The sequence below is a fragment of the Neorhizobium galegae genome, from assembly GCF_021391675.1.
GTDB classification, from domain to species: Bacteria; Pseudomonadota; Alphaproteobacteria; order Rhizobiales; family Rhizobiaceae; genus Neorhizobium; species Neorhizobium galegae_B.
Map to the genome: position 1 here is coordinate 4,244,920 of NZ_CP090095.1, position 14,097 is coordinate 4,259,016.

18 protein-coding genes and 1 pseudogene are annotated in these 14,097 nt (G+C 63.8%); 9 read left to right on the top strand and 10 right to left on the bottom strand.

Annotation, left to right across the window (positions count from 1 at the left end; all coding sequences use genetic code 11):
• Positions 1 to 4: 4 nt before the first annotated feature.
• Positions 5 to 397, bottom strand: coding sequence for a succinate dehydrogenase, cytochrome b556 subunit (sdhC, locus tag LZK81_RS20915; protein WP_038590827.1), 393 nt, complete (start codon positions 395 to 397; stop codon positions 5 to 7).
• Positions 398 to 682: 285 nt separating this feature from the next.
• Here sdhC and LZK81_RS20920 point away from each other — a divergent pair, with 285 nt between their 5' ends.
• Complete coding sequence (locus tag LZK81_RS20920) at positions 683 to 1,108, top strand: hypothetical protein (protein WP_233954539.1); 426 nt, start codon at positions 683 to 685, stop codon at positions 1,106 to 1,108.
• Between the two features lie 85 nt (positions 1,109 to 1,193).
• On the opposite strand, the gene LZK81_RS29450 is transcribed toward LZK81_RS20920, so the two are convergent.
• Together LZK81_RS29450 and LZK81_RS29455 are read right to left on the bottom strand one after the other, a co-directional pair.
• Positions 1,194 to 1,631 (bottom strand): helix-turn-helix transcriptional regulator, encoded by a 438-nt coding sequence (locus LZK81_RS29450; protein WP_418936509.1) that lies wholly within the window; start codon positions 1,629 to 1,631, stop codon positions 1,194 to 1,196.
• Positions 1,620 to 2,187, bottom strand: a pseudogene (locus LZK81_RS29455) (cupin domain-containing protein); the annotation flags it as partial. The pseudogene LZK81_RS29455 and the gene LZK81_RS29450, both read right to left, overlap by 12 nt.
• 68 nt (positions 2,188 to 2,255) lie before the next feature.
• Here LZK81_RS29455 and LZK81_RS20930 point away from each other — a divergent pair.
• Positions 2,256 to 2,624 carry a DsrE family protein gene (locus LZK81_RS20930; RefSeq protein ID WP_233954540.1) on the top strand — a complete coding sequence of 123 codons (369 nt, stop codon included), beginning with the start codon at positions 2,256 to 2,258 and terminating at the stop codon, positions 2,622 to 2,624.
• 101 nt (positions 2,625 to 2,725) lie between these two features.
• Here LZK81_RS20930 and LZK81_RS20935 read toward each other — a convergent pair whose 3' ends face one another.
• Genes LZK81_RS20935 through tsaD form a run of 5 tightly spaced genes read right to left on the bottom strand, consistent with a single transcriptional unit; the run spans position 2,726 to position 6,243 of the window.
• Positions 2,726 to 3,373 (bottom strand): class I SAM-dependent methyltransferase, encoded by a 648-nt coding sequence (locus tag LZK81_RS20935; RefSeq protein WP_233954541.1) that lies wholly within the window; start codon positions 3,371 to 3,373, stop codon positions 2,726 to 2,728.
• Positions 3,374 to 3,381: 8 nt separating this feature from the next.
• Entirely contained in the window at positions 3,382 to 3,822 is a 441-nt protein-coding gene (locus LZK81_RS20940) for an EVE domain-containing protein (protein WP_233954542.1), read from the bottom strand.
• A gap of 8 nt (positions 3,823 to 3,830) precedes the next feature.
• The gene (locus LZK81_RS20945) at positions 3,831 to 4,121 is read right to left on the bottom strand and encodes a YciI-like protein (protein ID WP_038590833.1); all 291 of its coding nucleotides are present in this window, start codon (positions 4,119 to 4,121) and stop codon (positions 3,831 to 3,833) included.
• Between the two features lie 38 nt (positions 4,122 to 4,159).
• A complete protein-coding gene (locus tag LZK81_RS20950) occupies positions 4,160 to 5,149 on the bottom strand; it encodes an NAD(P)H-dependent glycerol-3-phosphate dehydrogenase (RefSeq protein ID WP_233954543.1) in 990 nt (329 codons plus the stop codon).
• Positions 5,146 to 6,243 carry a tRNA (adenosine(37)-N6)-threonylcarbamoyltransferase complex transferase subunit TsaD gene (gene tsaD, locus LZK81_RS20955; RefSeq protein WP_233954544.1) on the bottom strand — a complete coding sequence of 366 codons (1,098 nt, stop codon included), beginning with the start codon at positions 6,241 to 6,243 and terminating at the stop codon, positions 5,146 to 5,148. The genes LZK81_RS20950 and tsaD overlap by 4 nt, the downstream gene beginning before the upstream one ends.
• Positions 6,244 to 6,314: 71 nt before the next feature.
• Here tsaD and hemC point away from each other — a divergent pair, with 71 nt between their 5' ends.
• The 5 genes from hemC (at position 6,315) to LZK81_RS20980 (ending at position 11,437) form a co-directional block, all read left to right on the top strand.
• The gene (hemC, locus tag LZK81_RS20960; RefSeq protein WP_046626864.1) at positions 6,315 to 7,244 is read left to right on the top strand and encodes a hydroxymethylbilane synthase; all 930 of its coding nucleotides are present in this window, start codon (positions 6,315 to 6,317) and stop codon (positions 7,242 to 7,244) included.
• Between the two features lie 4 nt (positions 7,245 to 7,248).
• Positions 7,249 to 7,959 (top strand): uroporphyrinogen-III synthase, encoded by a 711-nt coding sequence (locus tag LZK81_RS20965; RefSeq protein ID WP_233954545.1) that lies wholly within the window; start codon positions 7,249 to 7,251, stop codon positions 7,957 to 7,959.
• 90 nt (positions 7,960 to 8,049) lie between these two features.
• Positions 8,050 to 9,300, top strand: coding sequence for a COG4223 family protein (locus tag LZK81_RS20970; protein WP_233954546.1), 1,251 nt, complete (start codon positions 8,050 to 8,052; stop codon positions 9,298 to 9,300).
• 15 nt (positions 9,301 to 9,315) lie between these two features.
• Positions 9,316 to 10,935, top strand: coding sequence for a heme biosynthesis protein HemY (locus LZK81_RS20975; protein WP_233954547.1), 1,620 nt, complete (start codon positions 9,316 to 9,318; stop codon positions 10,933 to 10,935).
• Between the two features lie 22 nt (positions 10,936 to 10,957).
• The gene (locus tag LZK81_RS20980) at positions 10,958 to 11,437 is read left to right on the top strand and encodes a TerB family tellurite resistance protein (RefSeq protein ID WP_046605243.1); all 480 of its coding nucleotides are present in this window, start codon (positions 10,958 to 10,960) and stop codon (positions 11,435 to 11,437) included.
• Positions 11,438 to 11,514: 77 nt separating this feature from the next.
• Here the strand turns inward: LZK81_RS20980 and LZK81_RS20985 are convergent, their stop codons facing one another.
• Positions 11,515 to 12,774: an MFS transporter gene (locus tag LZK81_RS20985; RefSeq protein WP_046605242.1), complete on the bottom strand. Its 1,260-nt coding sequence runs from the start codon at positions 12,772 to 12,774 to the stop codon at positions 11,515 to 11,517.
• 141 nt (positions 12,775 to 12,915) lie between these two features.
• Here LZK81_RS20985 and LZK81_RS20990 point away from each other — a divergent pair, with 141 nt between their 5' ends.
• Positions 12,916 to 13,206 (top strand): YggT family protein, encoded by a 291-nt coding sequence (locus LZK81_RS20990; protein WP_037081547.1) that lies wholly within the window; start codon positions 12,916 to 12,918, stop codon positions 13,204 to 13,206.
• Entirely contained in the window at positions 13,203 to 13,517 is a 315-nt protein-coding gene (locus LZK81_RS20995; RefSeq protein WP_046605241.1) for a DUF167 domain-containing protein, read from the top strand. The genes LZK81_RS20990 and LZK81_RS20995 overlap by 4 nt, the downstream gene beginning before the upstream one ends.
• Before the next feature lie 4 nt (positions 13,518 to 13,521).
• Here the strand turns inward: LZK81_RS20995 and ppa are convergent, their stop codons facing one another.
• Positions 13,522 to 14,055, bottom strand: a complete 534-nt coding sequence (gene ppa, locus LZK81_RS21000) for an inorganic diphosphatase (protein WP_046605240.1) — start codon at positions 14,053 to 14,055, stop codon at positions 13,522 to 13,524.
• Positions 14,056 to 14,097 lie beyond the last annotated feature (42 nt).

The following is a 14,097-nucleotide window of genomic DNA, read 5'->3' on the forward strand; positions in this document are numbered from 1 at the left end:
AACCTTACCGAACGAGGAAGCCGATCACCCAGACCAGCACGGTCAGACAGAGCGATGCGATGATATTGGCAATAGCGAGCTTGGTGGAGAATTCCTTCTCGAAACCGTGGCCGAGGTCCCACATGAAGTGGCGGAAACCGCCGAGCATGTGGTGGATCAGCGCCCAGGTATAGCCGAGCAGCACGAGCTTGCCGAGAAGGCTGCCGAGCGCCCAGTTGGCCCAGTCGTAATAGGCCGGGCCACTGGCGGCTGCGATCAGCCACCACGCCACCAGAATGGTGCCGACATAGAGCGCACCGCCTGTGATGCGGTGCACAATCGACATGATCATGGTGGGGATTGGCTTGTAGATTTGAAGATGCGGCGACAGGGGCCGGTTATTTGTCACATTCGCCATCAGAACCTCGCGGCGTCGTATGCGGTATCAAGGGCGGGCGCCCAACAATGCACGGTGCCGAAGAAATGTGCATTGCATCATTGGCGTGGTTTAATCGCACGGATGTCTGACGACAAGAACAATTCAAACCGATCTTCAATTTAATCGATTGTGTCTTTCTCGTGGCTGGCGCGGGTCAACCCGGCGGGCACATTAACTACGATTTGGAAAGATTTCGTTGCCGCCGGGACGGGAGGAGCCGTTTTATGATAACGTTTCGTTAATCATATCCTCCGGAGTTTCGCCATGATCGCGAATCGCATCAAGCCTGTCCTGGTCGCTGCGGCCCTTTTTGCGTCGCTCGCATCCGCCACGAACGCCCGCGACGGCCGGAGCGATCCCGACAGCAGCGTTTACCGGCTGGCAAGCAATCGCTGGGCCGAACGGGAGGACCGCGCCTCGGACGTGGAAAGCTTTCGCGTCTTCTATACCGGCACGGCATCCTTCGTCCGCCGACTCGGCATTTTCAGCGGACCGCTGCAGGCTCCCCCGATCCCCGACTTCGGTATCCATTTCGCGCGGTATTTTTCGGAAGATTACTGGTGGGCCCAGGAGGGCCGCGTGGTGCTCGCGCCCAAGGCCAAGATCATCGATGTCGATAGCGGCCTGCGCAGTTTCGGAAACGCCTGCTCCTACGAAGCCGGCGTTTGCGTCATCCGCGGCGGGAATTGAACCGCGACGCGGCAATAGCCCGCGCATGTACGGCGACGGCCCCGTGCAGCTATCCGGCCAACTCCGTCTTTAGGTCTCGCCACTTTCAGCCCATCGCACGCCATGCCGCCGGCGGCGTGCCGTATGTTCGCGAAAAGGCACGGCTGAAAGCCGCTTCGGTCACATATCCGGCATCGTAGGCGATCGTGGCAATCGCCTGCCCTGTCGTTGCCAGAGCGACGCTCGCCAGATAAAGGCGCCACTCGCGCACATATCGGACAGGTGACGTCCCGAGGATCGCCTGGAAACGTTCCGCCAGCACACTGCGCGACATCCCCGACGCGATCGACAGTTCCCCCAGCGACCAGTCGCGCGTCGGATCGTCATGAATGAGTGACAGGCAGCGCGACAGCGCCGGGTCGGCCAGCGCTGCCAACCAGCCGGCGGCCTGCGGTTCGGCCATGGTGATCCGGTGGCGCAGTATCTCGATAAAGAGTATTTCGGTAAGTCTCGGCAGCATGGAGATCCCGCCCGCCCGTGGCATATCGACCTCGTCCACCATTTGCCGGATGGTCGCGCGCAGCCAGTCTCCGTCATTCGCACCGCGCGTCTTGACATGGATCAGCTTCGGCAGCGCTCGCCGCAGCGGCGCAAAGCTCAGCGCGTCGCATTGGAGATAGCCGCAGAGCAGCCTGACCCCTTGCGCGCCATCGCCGTGGCGAATGACGGGAATTTGGCGCCACGGCTTCGGCGGCAATTGCCGCGTCGGGTTGACGATCGCGCCGTTGCCCCCCGAGCCCAGTTGGTGCCCGGTGCCAGAAGGGAAAGATAAGCACATCGCCCGGCTCGAGCGCCGCCTCCTGGCCTTCCATCTTCAGCCAGCAATGGCCGGCGGCGACGATGTGAAACGGTACCGTGCCGATTGCCCTCCCCGAGAGGTTCGCCATGGAGGGTGTGGCATCCGTCTGCCAGTTGCCGGAGGGCAAGAAGCAGAACTGCAATGACCCTGAAAGGCGGATTGTCGCCAACAGCGCCGACAGCACGTCGTCCCGCGCCACGCCACGCGTCAGGTCAGGATTTTCGGACAAGCCTTCACGCATCTCGGCCAAAGACAGGTTTCGCCCGCCTTCCTACAGTGAGCACGTCAACTCAACCGTGGGAGAATACAATGCAAACTCCAACTGACAAACTGGTGGTGCTCGTCACCAAGGGCATCGATTCCGAACTGTCATCCGTCGCCTTCACGATTGCCAATGGCGGCATCACTGCGGGGCTCAAGGTCTCGGTATTCCTGACCAGCGCCGCGATCGATCTCGTCCGCAAGGGCGGGCAGCGGATGACCCATGTGGCGCCGCTCGATCCGCTGGCACAATCGATCGATGATTTCCAGAATCGCGGTGGCACGATCTGGGCATGCCCGCCCTGCGTTAAATCGCGCGGTTACGATCAGGACGACCTGATGGAGGGCGTCGTTATCGTGGGGGCAAGCGCAATGCACGCCGAGATCAAGGACGGAGCCGCCACGCTCTCGTTTTGACCGCCACGAACACCCGGTGGGACCGTGCGGTGAGGACTATTACATCCTCTCCTCCGCTCGGCCCCATCGCTGCCGCGGCAATGACCGGCAAGCCCGCCAGCTTATCGGGCAAACCGCCAGACCGTCGTCTTCTTCACTTCGCTGTCCTCCAGCGCCCGGGTGACCGGCACCTGATAGACGGCCAGTTGCTCGAGCCGGTCCTTCGGAAAATAGCTGCGGCCGGGATCGCCGACCAGAACCAGCTTCCCCTCGCGCGCCAGCCGCGTGAGCCACGGGATCAACGCCGCCGCAAACTCCCGGTCGTAGAAGACGTCGCCGGCGAGGATGACATCCGCCTCGATCGCCTTGCCGATCTGGTCTTCGGCCGTGGAGCGGATCGCGACGTCGTTGGCCGCGGCATTCAGCGCTATGGCGCTCGCAGCCCAGGGATCGATATCCGCGGCCAGTACGTCGGCGGCGCCGGCGAGCCGGGCGGCAATCGCCACCAGCCCGGAGCCGCTGGCGAAATCGAGCACCATTTTGCCCGCGACCGTTTCCGGATGATCGAGGATGTAGCGTGCAAGCCCCTGCCCGCCCGCCCAGGCAAAAGCCCAGAATGGCGGGGGCAGGCCGATCTTCTCAAGATCCTCTTCCGTCTTTTTCCAGAGGTCATGCGCCTCGCTCGCCAGATGCAGCCGGATTTCCGGCACATGCGGCGGGCTCATGAGCTCGGTATTGGCGAGGATGAAGGTCCGGGGATCGGTCTTCAAGGCGGGGTTCAGGCCGGCGATTTCGGCGGATTGTCGAGACCACCGAGCCTGCAGATTTCAAAATATTCCTCGTCGGTCACCGGCTGAACCGAAAGCCGCATCGATGTCACCAGCGACATCTTCTCGAACTTCGGATTGGCCTTGATGTCCTTCAGAGTCACCGGCGTCGGTACGTCGATCACGGCGCGGATATCGACGCAATCCCACTTCGGATCGCCTTGTGCCGTCGAATCGGGATGCGACAGCGCGCAGACCTCGACGATGCCGACGATCTCCAGCCCGTCATTCGAATGATAGAAAAAACCCTTGTCGCCGATCTTCATGGCCCGCATGTTGTTGCGCGCCAGGTAATTGCGCACGCCGGTCCATTCGGTGCCTTTTTCCCCTGCCGCCTTCTGCTGTTCCCAGGACCAGGCCGACGGTTCGGATTTGTAAAGCCAGTACGCCATCTGTCGCCTCACTCCGGCTTGTTGAAGACCCAGTTCCAGGCCTTCACTTCGACCTTCTCGAACAGGCCCGCCAGGTAATAGGGATCGGCTTCGGCGATCAGGCGGGCGGCGGCCATGTCGGCGGCTTCGACGACCACGAGGCTGCCGTTCGGCTTGCCATCATCATCCAGGAACGGACCTGCGAACTTCAGCGTGCCCTCGGCATTGAGCTTGTTCAGGTGTTCCAAATGGGTAGGGCGGGTTTCCATCCGGACGTTCAGATGGCCGGGCTTGTCGGTGCACAGAAACGCAAACAGCATCAATCTCTCCTTGGGAATGATCGTATTGGGGAATGATCTTATTCGGTGGTGATCGGCCGGGTCATCAGCTGTTCCATGGCCGTCATGATATCGAGCTTGCCATCGATGATGTCGGCCACCGCATGGGTGACCGGCAGTTCGACGGAGAATTTTTCACCGAGACGCGCCGCGACGGAGGCCGCAAACGCTCCCTCGACCAGCGGTCCACCCACCGTTTCCGCAGGGTCGCCCCTGCCCAGCGCGATGCCGAAACGCAGGTTGCGCGATTGATGGCTGGTGCCGGTCAGCACGAGATCGCCGAGGCCCGACAGACCCCGCACCGTATCCGCCTTGCCGCCCATCGCCTCGATCAGCCGCGACATTTCGGCCAAGCCCCGCGAGATCAGCGCCGCACGCGCCGAATCGCCGAGCCCCGCGCCTTCGATAATGCCGCAGGCAATCGCCAGCACGTTTTTCAGCGCCCCGCCGAGCTGCACGCCGATCCGGTCGGTCGAGGCATAAAGGCGGAACGTGCGGCTGGAAAGCGCGGTGGCAAGCCGGTCAGCCAGCACACGATCGTCCGCCGCAATCGCCATCGCCGTCGGCAGGCCGCGAGCGATGTCGGCCGCAAAGCCCGGCCCGGACAGCACGGCGACCGGATGATGCGGCAGTTCCGCTTCCAGAACCTCGGTCAGCAGCCGGCCGGACGACTTGTCGATGCCCTTGGCGCAGGTGACGACCACCGCGCCCTCTGCCAGATAAGGGCCGTAATGCCGCGCCGCATCCGCCTGCGCCTGCGAAGGCATGGCGAACAGAACGAGGCTCGCCTCGCCGATCGCGTCCGGTTCGGCGGAAAACTCCAGCGCATCCGGCAGGGGCACGCCGGGAAGGGCTGCATCATGCACCCGGTCATCGCGCAGATCGCTCATCAGCGAGGGATCGCGGCCGATCAAGGTCACCGGATGTCGGCCTTCCAGCGAAATCACGGCGGCAAGTGCCGTCCCGAAAGCACCGGCACCGATGACGACGATCCGTTCCCGAGTGCTCATGCCTTGGCTCCTCGCTTGCCGGACCCGAGCAGGGTCTTGGCATCCTTGTCGAGCGGCCAGCGCGAGCGGGGCGCCACGTCCATTCCGTCGGTCGGCAGATCTTCCGCCATCCGCTCGAGCCCCGCCCAGGCGATCATCGCCGCATTGTCGGTGCAGAGCCGGAGCGGCGGCGCGATGAAGCGGAAACCGTTCTCGATGCAGAGCGCCTGCAGCGTCCGGCGGATTTCCTGGTTGGCGGCAACGCCACCCGCGACGACCAGCGCCCGGTCGACATCGAGATGCGCGAATTCCTGTTTGAAGCGGGCGAGCCCGCGGCCGATGCGGTCGCGCAGCGTCCGCGAAACCGCCTTCTGGAACGAGGCGCAGATATCGGCAATATCCTGCTCGCTGAGCGGCGCGATCTCGGTCGCCGCCTGGCGCACCGCCGTCTTGAGGCCGGAGAAGGAGAAATCGAGCCGTGCCTCGCCGACCAGCGGCCGCGGCAGCGAAAACCGGTCCGGATTACCCTTCAGCGCCGCCTTTTCGACAGCCGGTCCGCCGGGATAGGGCAGGCCGAGCAGCTTTGCCGTCTTGTCGAAGGCTTCGCCGAGCGCATCGTCGATCGTCGTGCCCCAGCGCTCGTATTCGCCGACGCCGCGCACCAGCACCAGCTGGGTATGACCGCCCGAGACGAGCAGCATCAGGTAGGGAAAGGAAAGCCCGTCGGTCAGCCGCGCCGTCAAGGCATGGCCTTCGAGGTGATTGATCGCCATCAGCGGCTTGCCGGCAGCCCGCGCGATCGCCTTCGCCGTCATCAGCCCGACGATCAGACCGCCGATCAGACCGGGTCCGGAGGTCGCGGCAATCGCATCGATTTCGTCGAGCGACACATTGGCGCGGGTGAGTGCTTCCTCGATCAGGCCGTCCAGCGCCTCGACATGCGCACGCGCAGCGATCTCCGGCACGACGCCGCCATAAGCGCTGTGTTCGTCGAGCTGGGAGAGCACGACGTCGGAGAGGATTTCGCCGCGGCCGTCCTCATGACGCGCGACGACGGAAGCCGCCGTCTCGTCGCAGCTAGTTTCAATGCCGAGGATGCGAAGAAAGGTCGCCATGGGCCTATCGATAATTGCGATGCCGGATAAACCGGTCTACGAAAGCTTCCGGTAACAATGGAATGACGCGGATGCAAACAAAACCTTTCCGGATCGGCACGCGCGGCAGCCCGCTGGCACTCGCCCAGGCCTCCGAAACCCGTGCCCGGCTGATGACGGCGCATGGCCTGCCGGAGGACATGTTCGAGATCGTCGTGCTGTCGACGACAGGCGACCGGATCACCGACCGGTCGCTTTCGGAGCTCGGCGGCAAGGGCCTGTTCACCCAGGAGCTAGAGGAAGGACTGATCTCCGGCGATCTCGATTTCGCCGTGCATTCGTCCAAGGACATGCCGACAAAACTCCCGGAAGGCCTGCGCCTTGCGGCCTACCTGCCCCGCGAAGATTTTCGCGATGCCTTCATCGGCCGCACGGCCCATACACTCGCCGCACTCCCGGACGGCGCGACAGTCGGCTCCTCGTCGCTGCGCCGCCAGGCGCTGATCCGCCGCATCCGGCCGGATATCGACGTCATCACCTTCCGTGGCTTGGTCGAAACCCGGCTGCGCAAGCTGAACGAAGGCCAGGTGGATGCGACTCTGCTCGCCTATGCCGGCCTGAAGCGCCTGGCAAAGGAAGATGTGGTCACCGAACTGCTCGACCCGGAAGATTTTCCGCCGGCACCGGCACAAGGCGCGATCTGCGTCGAAAGCCGCATCGGGGACGCCCGTATCGATGCGCTTCTCGATCCGATCAACGACCGCCCGACCTATGATGCGGTCTCCTGCGAACGCGCCTTCCTGGCAGCGCTCGACGGCTCCTGCCGCACCCCGATCGGCGGTTACGCCATCTGCGAAGGCGACCATCTGAAGTTCTCGGGCCTCATCCTGACGCCGGATGGCCGCAAGGAACATTCGATCGAGACCGAAGGCAAACGGGCAAACGCTGAAAAGCTTGGACGGCAGGCGGGCGAAGCGGTCCGCGCGGCGGCCGGCACCGATTTCTTCGAAGGCTGGTCGTAAAGCCATGCGGGTCGTCGTCACCCGCCCCGAAAGCTCGGCCCGCCGGACCGCCGAACGGCTGCAGGATCTCGGCCATCAGCCGGTCCTGCTGCCGCTGACGAGAGCGGTCCATCATCCGGACGCTGCCGAGGCGGCGTTCGCCGGCCCGCATGCCGCGCTCGCCGTCACCAGCGCCGAAGCCGTCCGGGTACTGTCCTCGCTGGGCGACCACCTGACCCCATATCTCGGCCAAACCCTCTACGCCGTCGGAGAAACGACGGCGAAGGCGGCCGAAGAGGCCGGCTTCCGGAATATTCGCCCCGGCGCCGGAACGGGGGCCGAACTTGCCGAACTAATCGTAGGCTATGTATCGACTTTCGATGCCCCTTTGCTCTATCTCGCCGGCAAGCCGCGCTCACCGAAATTCGAGGACGGGCTGCGGACGAATGATGTCCCGTTCGTGACGGCCGAAGTCTACGAAATGGCGCCCATAGCCTACGATGAAGTTTTCATCCGCGACATCCTGCTCGATCCGCCGGTGGATGCCGTTCTTCTGTACTCCCGGGAAAACGCCCGGCTGTTCTGCGATTTCGCTGCACCGCACCTGGCGGAACTTGCATCCGTGCAGTTCGTTTGCCTCAGCGACGATGTCGCCGAAATCATTCGGCGGGAATTTCACAGAAATATCAAGATCGCCAGTCACCCTGACGAGGACGGGGTATTCGCACTCCTTTAGTTGAGGGGTGGCGCCAAAATCCCGCCCGCCCCTTTCTTTCCGATGACCCACCCACTAGTTTCCTGTGAGCGCATGCAAAAAGAGGTCGAGATGGTACCGGAACAACCACCCCGCCGATCCAAGACAGACAAGGAGCCGGTCACGATCGACCTTACGGCCGAGCAATCGGATGTGGTCGCCGAGCCTGTCCGCAGCAACGACACCGATGATGCGGTGAGCGCGACCGAGCCCGCCGAAGACGTTTCCGCAAGCGCCGAAGAACCGGTCAAGGCCGAGCCCACGGACGAACCGGCATCCAGCCCTTCGGCCGCAGACGAGCCGCGTTATGACGACCCCTGGTCTGCCGCCGCCCAGAGCGACCGGCAGCCCGCGACCGTGGCGTCCGAACCGGAGCCTGCTCCTGCTACCCCTCAGCGCCCGAGCCCCGCCACGTCGACACTGATCGCCGCCGGCATTTTCGGCGGCCTCGTCGCGCTGCTGCTGGCCGGCAGCATGCAATATGCCGGTTACCTCCCTGCCGCCAGGCCCGCCCCTGCGGCGCCCAATACGGCCGGCCTCTCCTCCGAGATCGCCGAACTGCGCCAGGAAATTACCGCGCTGAGAAACCGGCCTGCTGCCGCAGCAGCCCCCGATGCCGCGCTCGCCAATCGCGTCGCGGCCCTCGAAGGCTCGGCCCGGACGCCGAACGGCGCCAGCGAACAGGCGCTTGCCGCACTGAAGGCCGATCTCGACCGGCTCCGCGCGACCGTCCAGTCGGCCGCAGGCGCCGATTCCAGTCTCGCCCAGCGCCTGGACCAGGCCGAGGCCAAGCTGAACGATCGCGGCCCGGAACAGCAGGTCGCCCGTGCCGTCGCCGCAGCAGCCCTCAAGGCCGGCATCGATCGCGGCGGCCCGTTCGAGACCGAGCTGCAGACCTTCATGTCCGTCGCCGGCGATGATCCGGCTGTCGCCGACCTGCAGAAATTCGCCTCCGCCGGCGTGCCCGCCCGCGCCGAACTGCAGCGCGACTTCCCCCGCATTGCCGATGCCATGCTGGAAGCAACCGCCCAGCGGGATCCGAACGAGGGCATTGCCGGCCGGCTGCTGTCCTCCGCCATGTCGGTCGTCAAGGTCCGCCGCGTCGGCGATGTCCAGGGCGAAACGCCGGATGCGGTCGTCGCCCGCATGGAAAATGCGCTGCGCAACGGCGATCTCCAGGCCTCCGCCCGTGAGTGGGATGCGCTGCCGGAACCGGCAAAGGCGGTTTCGCGCGATTTCAAGCAGAAGCTCGATGCCCGCATTCAGGTGGAAAATCTCGTGGGCGGAACGCTGACGCGCGCCGTCGCCGGCACCCAAGGCTGAGGACGGAAGAACCGAATGGTCAGACTTTTCATTTTTCTCGTTGTGGTGCTGGCTCTCGGCTGGGGTTTCTCCTGGCTTGCGGATCGCCCCGGCCTGATTTCCATCACCTGGCAGGACCGCCTGATCGAAACCAGCCTGATGGTGGCCGCCACCGCCATGGTCGCGCTGATCGGCTTTGCGATGCTCCTCTGGTGGATCGTCGGGGTGATCTGGACCTCGCCCTATTCCGTCCGCCGCTATTTTCGCGCCCGCAAGCGGGACCGTGGGTACCAGGCGCTGTCGACCGGTCTGATCGCCGCCGGCGCCGGCAATGCGCTGCTCGCCCGCAAGATGAGCCTTCGCACCCGTGGCCTAATCAGCGCCGATCAGGAGCCTCTGATCCACCTCCTTGAAGCCCAGGCAGCCCTGATCGAAGGCAAGCACGACGAAGCGCGCAAGAAGTTCGAGCAGATGGCCGAGGATCCGGAAACCCGCGAACTTGGCCTGCGCGGCCTCTACATGGAAGCCCGCCGGCTCGGCGCCAACGAGGCCGCCCGTCAATATGCCGAAAAGGCGGTCGAGCACGCGCCCTACCTGCCCTGGGCCGCCCAGGCGACGCTCGAATCCCGCAGCCAGGCCGGCCGCTGGGACGACGCAATCCGCCTGCTCGACCAGCAGCGCATGGCCAATATCCTCGAAAAGCCGCAGGCCGAACGCTGGAAGGCCGTGCTCTTGACCGCCAAGGCCAACGACCGGCTGGAAGGCGATCCGAAGGGCGCTCGCGACGATGCCATGGCGGCCTTGAAGCTCGCTAAGGATCTCGTGCCCGCCGCCGTCATCGCCGCCAAGGCCTGGCTGCGCGAGGACAATGTCCGCAAGGCCGCATCCACCCTCGAAGGTGTCTGGAAGCTTGGGCCGCATCCGGAAATCGCCGGCGCCTATATCCGCGCCCGCAGCGGCGACAGCACCGTGGACAGGCTGAAACGCGCCGAAAAGCTTGAGGCGATGCGCCCCAACAATGTCGAATCGCTGCTGGCCGTCGCCCAGGCCGCACTCGATGCCCAGCAGTTCAAGAAGGCACGTGCCAAGGCGGAAGCCGCCGCCCGCATGCAGCCGCGCGAGGCCGTCTACCTGCTGCTCGCCGATATCGAGGAGGCCGAAACCAGCGACCAGGGCCGCGTTCGCCACTGGATGGCGCAGGCCCTGCGGGCACCCCGCGATCCCGCCTGGGTCGCCGATGGTTTCGTCTCGGAAAAGTGGCTGCCGCTTTCCCCGGTCTCCGGCCGGCTCGACGCCTTCGAATGGAAGGCGCCGTTCGACCAGCTGGAAGGTCCGGTCGAGGAAGGTTCGCTCGCGGCCGATACCGCGATCGCCAGCCTGCCACCTGTCAGCGCAGTAAAGGCCGAGTCGCGCGCCGAGGAGGCACCGAGGCCGATCCTCGTCCCGGTCAAGCCCGTACCGCAGGAGGTTAAGCCGCCTCAGAAGGAGTTAGCTGTTGCAGCAAAAACACCAGCGCCGGCGAATGTGACCCCGAAGGACGGAAACCCCCCTGAAAATGAAGGGGAGCCCGTTCCCTTTTTCGGCCGCCCACCGGATGATCCGGGTGTGAAAGATCCCGACGCCGCGCAGCCCGCAACCAGGCTCCGGCTGTTCTAGAATGGCGAGGGCCTGGAGATAGATGTTAGATCGCATTCAGGCCTTCCTCCAAACGCTGACCGGATCCCACCACACGCAGGAATTCGCGCCTGATGATCCAAGGGTGGCCTTTGTCGCACTCTGTTTCCAGGTCATGGAAGCGGACGGCAACATCTCCGATCAGGAACAGCAGAAGTTTCGCGACCTGCTGCGCGAACGCTACGACCTGAGCGAGGATCGCCTGAAGGCTTTGATCGAGGTCGGCCATCAGGCCGGCAGCGAGGCGGTTGACTATTACCGCTTCACGTCCGATCTGAGAAAGCATCTCGTCAACGAAGAAGACCGCGTCGAGCTTCTCGGCATCCTCTGGGATATCGTCTATGCCGACGGTCAGCGCAGCGAGATCGAGGATCACGTGATCTGGAGGATCGCCGATCTTCTGGGCGTCTCGTCGCGCGACAGGGTTCTGGAGCGCCAGCAGGCCGCCGCGCGTGCAACCGGAGGAGATGAGGGAGGAGACTGACGGTACCCGATGCCGATGCTTCCCTCTTCAGTCACGAAACTTCAGATATTCGCCATGATGCGCCGTCAGCCGGCGCTTCAGGCGGGCTGAACCGATTTCTCTTCCCGGTCCGGCGCATCGAGACTGTCGATCCTGCGCAGCTTCGGGAAGCTCATGGCCCAGATGATCGCGACGCCCAGCGTGCCGATGCCGCCGATCACCACGGCCGGTACGGCGCCGAAGATCGAGGCCATCGTGCCCGCGCGGAATTCCCCTAGCTCGTTGGACGCACCGACGAACACCATGTTGACCGCGTTGACCCGGCCGCGCACCTCGTCCGGCGTCCAGAGCGCGATCAGCGTCTCGCGCACATAGACCGATATCATGTCGGACGCTCCCATCAGCATCAGCGCCGAGATCGACAGCCAGGGCGTCACTGAGAGGCCGAAGATCAGCGTGCCGATGCCGAACAGCCCGACGCCGATGAACATTGCCAGACCCGCATGGTGGCGGATCGGAGAGAAGGCGAGGTAGATCGCAACGATGATCGCGCCGACGCCGGGTGCTGCACGCAGCATGCCGAGGCCCCAGGGGCCGAGTTCGAGAATGTCACGCGCAAAGATCGGCATCAGCGCCACCGCGCCCCCAAGCAGGACCGCGAAGAGGTCGAGCGAGATCGCTCCGAGCACGATCTTTTCCCGCGAGATGAAGTGGAAACCGGCCAGGATCTGGCCCCAGCTCACCTTCTCGACAGCATTTCGCTGCGGAGGTTTCGGGATCATGAAAACCAGGGCGGCCGCCAGGATGAGAAAGGCGAAAGCGATCGAATAGGCGGCAACCGCGCTGACGCCGTAGAGCAGGCCGCCGGCCACCGGGCCGACGATCGCCGCAGTCTGCCAGGACGAGGAGTTCCAGGCGACTGCGTTCGGCAGGTCCTGTTCCGGCACTAGGTTCGGCCCGAGCGACTGGACCGCCGGCCCCATGAAGGCCCGTTCGATCCCGAACACGATCAGGATACCGAACACCGGCCAGGGCGAAAAGGAATGCGTGACGGTGAGCGCCAGAAGGGCGCCGGCGCAGAGCGCCCCGACCACCATGCAGATCGCCACGATCGCGCGTCGGTTATAGCGGTCGGCGACCGAACCGGTGACGAGGATCAGGAGCAGCGACGGTAGGAACTGGAAAAGCCCGATCAGGCCGAGATAGAGCGGATTGCTGGTCTCGTCGTACATCTGCCAGCCGACCGCGACGCTGATGATCTGGATCGCAAAAGCCGCGAAAAGTCGGGAAAAGAAGAAGCGAGTATAAGATGAGTGCCGGAAGGCGGCGAAACGATCGCCCGAGGCAGAAATCGACATGAGGCAGCACTTTCAGCGGAACCGGAAGCCGGCAGCGCGCCCGTCGCCCGTTAAACATGAATCGGATGAGGCGCGGGCGCGGCACTTGCCCGTTAGTTCGCCAATGTCTACATGTCTGTCAACAAAGAAATGGAGACGTTAATGCTCGCCCTGTTTCAGACCATCGATTTGGCCTTGAACCTCTATACCTGGGTGCTGATTGCCAGCGCCATCTTCTCGTGGCTCTATGCCTTCAACGTCATCAATTCGAGAAACCAGTTCGTCGATGCGATTGGCCGTTTCCTCTTCGCCGTCACCGAACCGGCGCTGCGTCCCATCCGTCGCATCATGCCGGACCTCGGCGGCATCGATATCTCGCCTGTCATCCTGCTCCTGATCATCTTCTTCATTCGCTCGCTGATGTGGACGTCGATCTACCCGCTGGTTGCGTGAGCGGCGCCTATAGCAGGCATTCCGACCATCTGCGGCTCGCAATCCGGCTGACCCCGAATTCGGGCCGCAATGCTGTCGAGGGCATGGAGACCGCCGCCGATGGCGAGGTGTTCCTGAAGGCACGCGTCACCGCCGTGCCGGAGGACGGCAAGGCCAACAAGGCGCTGATCCTGCTGCTGGCCGATACGTTCCGCCTCCCCAAATCCTCCATTTCGATTCTGTCGGGCGAAACAGCGCGCAAAAAAATCCTCCGGATCGATGGCGACCCGGAGGATTTGGAAGAGAAATTCAAAAAGGTGCTGAAGGCCTGACGGCTTACTTGCTTGCCTTGTAGCGCTCGATGGCTTCGACGATCAGCGTCTTTGCCACGTCGACATTCTGCCAGCCGCCGATCTTCACCCACTTGCCGGGCTCCAGATCCTTGTAGTGCTCGAAGAAGTGCTCGATCTGCTTCAGCGTGATCTCGGGCATGTCCGTGTAGTTCTTGATCTTGTCGTAGCGCTGGGTCAGCTTCGGAACCGGCACGGCGATGATCTTCTCGTCCTTGCCACCATCGTCTTCCATGATCATCACGCCGATCGGGCGCACGTTGATGACGCAGCCCGGAACCAGCGGACGGGTGTTGCAGATGAGGACGTCGATCGGATCGCCGTCTTCCGAGAGCGTGTGCGGTACGAAGCCGTAATTGCCCGGATAGGTCATCGGCGTGTAGAGGAAGCGGTCGACGACGAGAGCGCCGGCTTCCTTGTCCATTTCGTACTTGATCGGCTGGCCGCCGACCGGCACTTCAACGATGACGTTGACGTCTTCAGGCGGATTCTTGCCAACGGAAATTGCATCGATACGCATTCTGGTCCCCGGTGAGGTTCGACAAAGTTAAGCGTCGATAGC

What these genes read in the sequence shown, in the direction of transcription:
- sdhC (WP_038590827.1), bottom strand. Translation starts at nt 397, where the DNA reads ATGGCGAATGTGACAAATAACCGGCCCCTGTCGCCGCATCTTCAAATC.
- LZK81_RS20920 (WP_233954539.1), top strand. Translation starts at nt 683, where the DNA reads ATGATCGCGAATCGCATCAAGCCTGTCCTGGTCGCTGCGGCCCTTTTT.
- LZK81_RS29450 (WP_418936509.1), bottom strand. Translation starts at nt 1,631, where the DNA reads ATGCCACGGGCGGGCGGGATCTCCATGCTGCCGAGACTTACCGAAATA.
- LZK81_RS20930 (WP_233954540.1), top strand. Translation starts at nt 2,256, where the DNA reads ATGCAAACTCCAACTGACAAACTGGTGGTGCTCGTCACCAAGGGCATC.
- LZK81_RS20940 (WP_233954542.1), bottom strand. Translation starts at nt 3,822, where the DNA reads ATGGCGTACTGGCTTTACAAATCCGAACCGTCGGCCTGGTCCTGGGAA.
- LZK81_RS20945 (WP_038590833.1), bottom strand. Translation starts at nt 4,121, where the DNA reads ATGCTGTTTGCGTTTCTGTGCACCGACAAGCCCGGCCATCTGAACGTC.
- LZK81_RS20950 (WP_233954543.1), bottom strand. Translation starts at nt 5,149, where the DNA reads ATGAGCACTCGGGAACGGATCGTCGTCATCGGTGCCGGTGCTTTCGGG.
- tsaD (WP_233954544.1), bottom strand. Translation starts at nt 6,243, where the DNA reads ATGGCGACCTTTCTTCGCATCCTCGGCATTGAAACTAGCTGCGACGAG.
- hemC (WP_046626864.1), top strand. Translation starts at nt 6,315, where the DNA reads ATGCAAACAAAACCTTTCCGGATCGGCACGCGCGGCAGCCCGCTGGCA.
- LZK81_RS20965 (WP_233954545.1), top strand. Translation starts at nt 7,249, where the DNA reads ATGCGGGTCGTCGTCACCCGCCCCGAAAGCTCGGCCCGCCGGACCGCC.
- LZK81_RS20970 (WP_233954546.1), top strand. Translation starts at nt 8,050, where the DNA reads ATGGTACCGGAACAACCACCCCGCCGATCCAAGACAGACAAGGAGCCG.
- LZK81_RS20975 (WP_233954547.1), top strand. Translation starts at nt 9,316, where the DNA reads ATGGTCAGACTTTTCATTTTTCTCGTTGTGGTGCTGGCTCTCGGCTGG.
- LZK81_RS20980 (WP_046605243.1), top strand. Translation starts at nt 10,958, where the DNA reads ATGTTAGATCGCATTCAGGCCTTCCTCCAAACGCTGACCGGATCCCAC.
- LZK81_RS20985 (WP_046605242.1), bottom strand. Translation starts at nt 12,774, where the DNA reads ATGTCGATTTCTGCCTCGGGCGATCGTTTCGCCGCCTTCCGGCACTCA.
- LZK81_RS20990 (WP_037081547.1), top strand. Translation starts at nt 12,916, where the DNA reads ATGCTCGCCCTGTTTCAGACCATCGATTTGGCCTTGAACCTCTATACC.
- ppa (WP_046605240.1), bottom strand. Translation starts at nt 14,055, where the DNA reads ATGCGTATCGATGCAATTTCCGTTGGCAAGAATCCGCCTGAAGACGTC.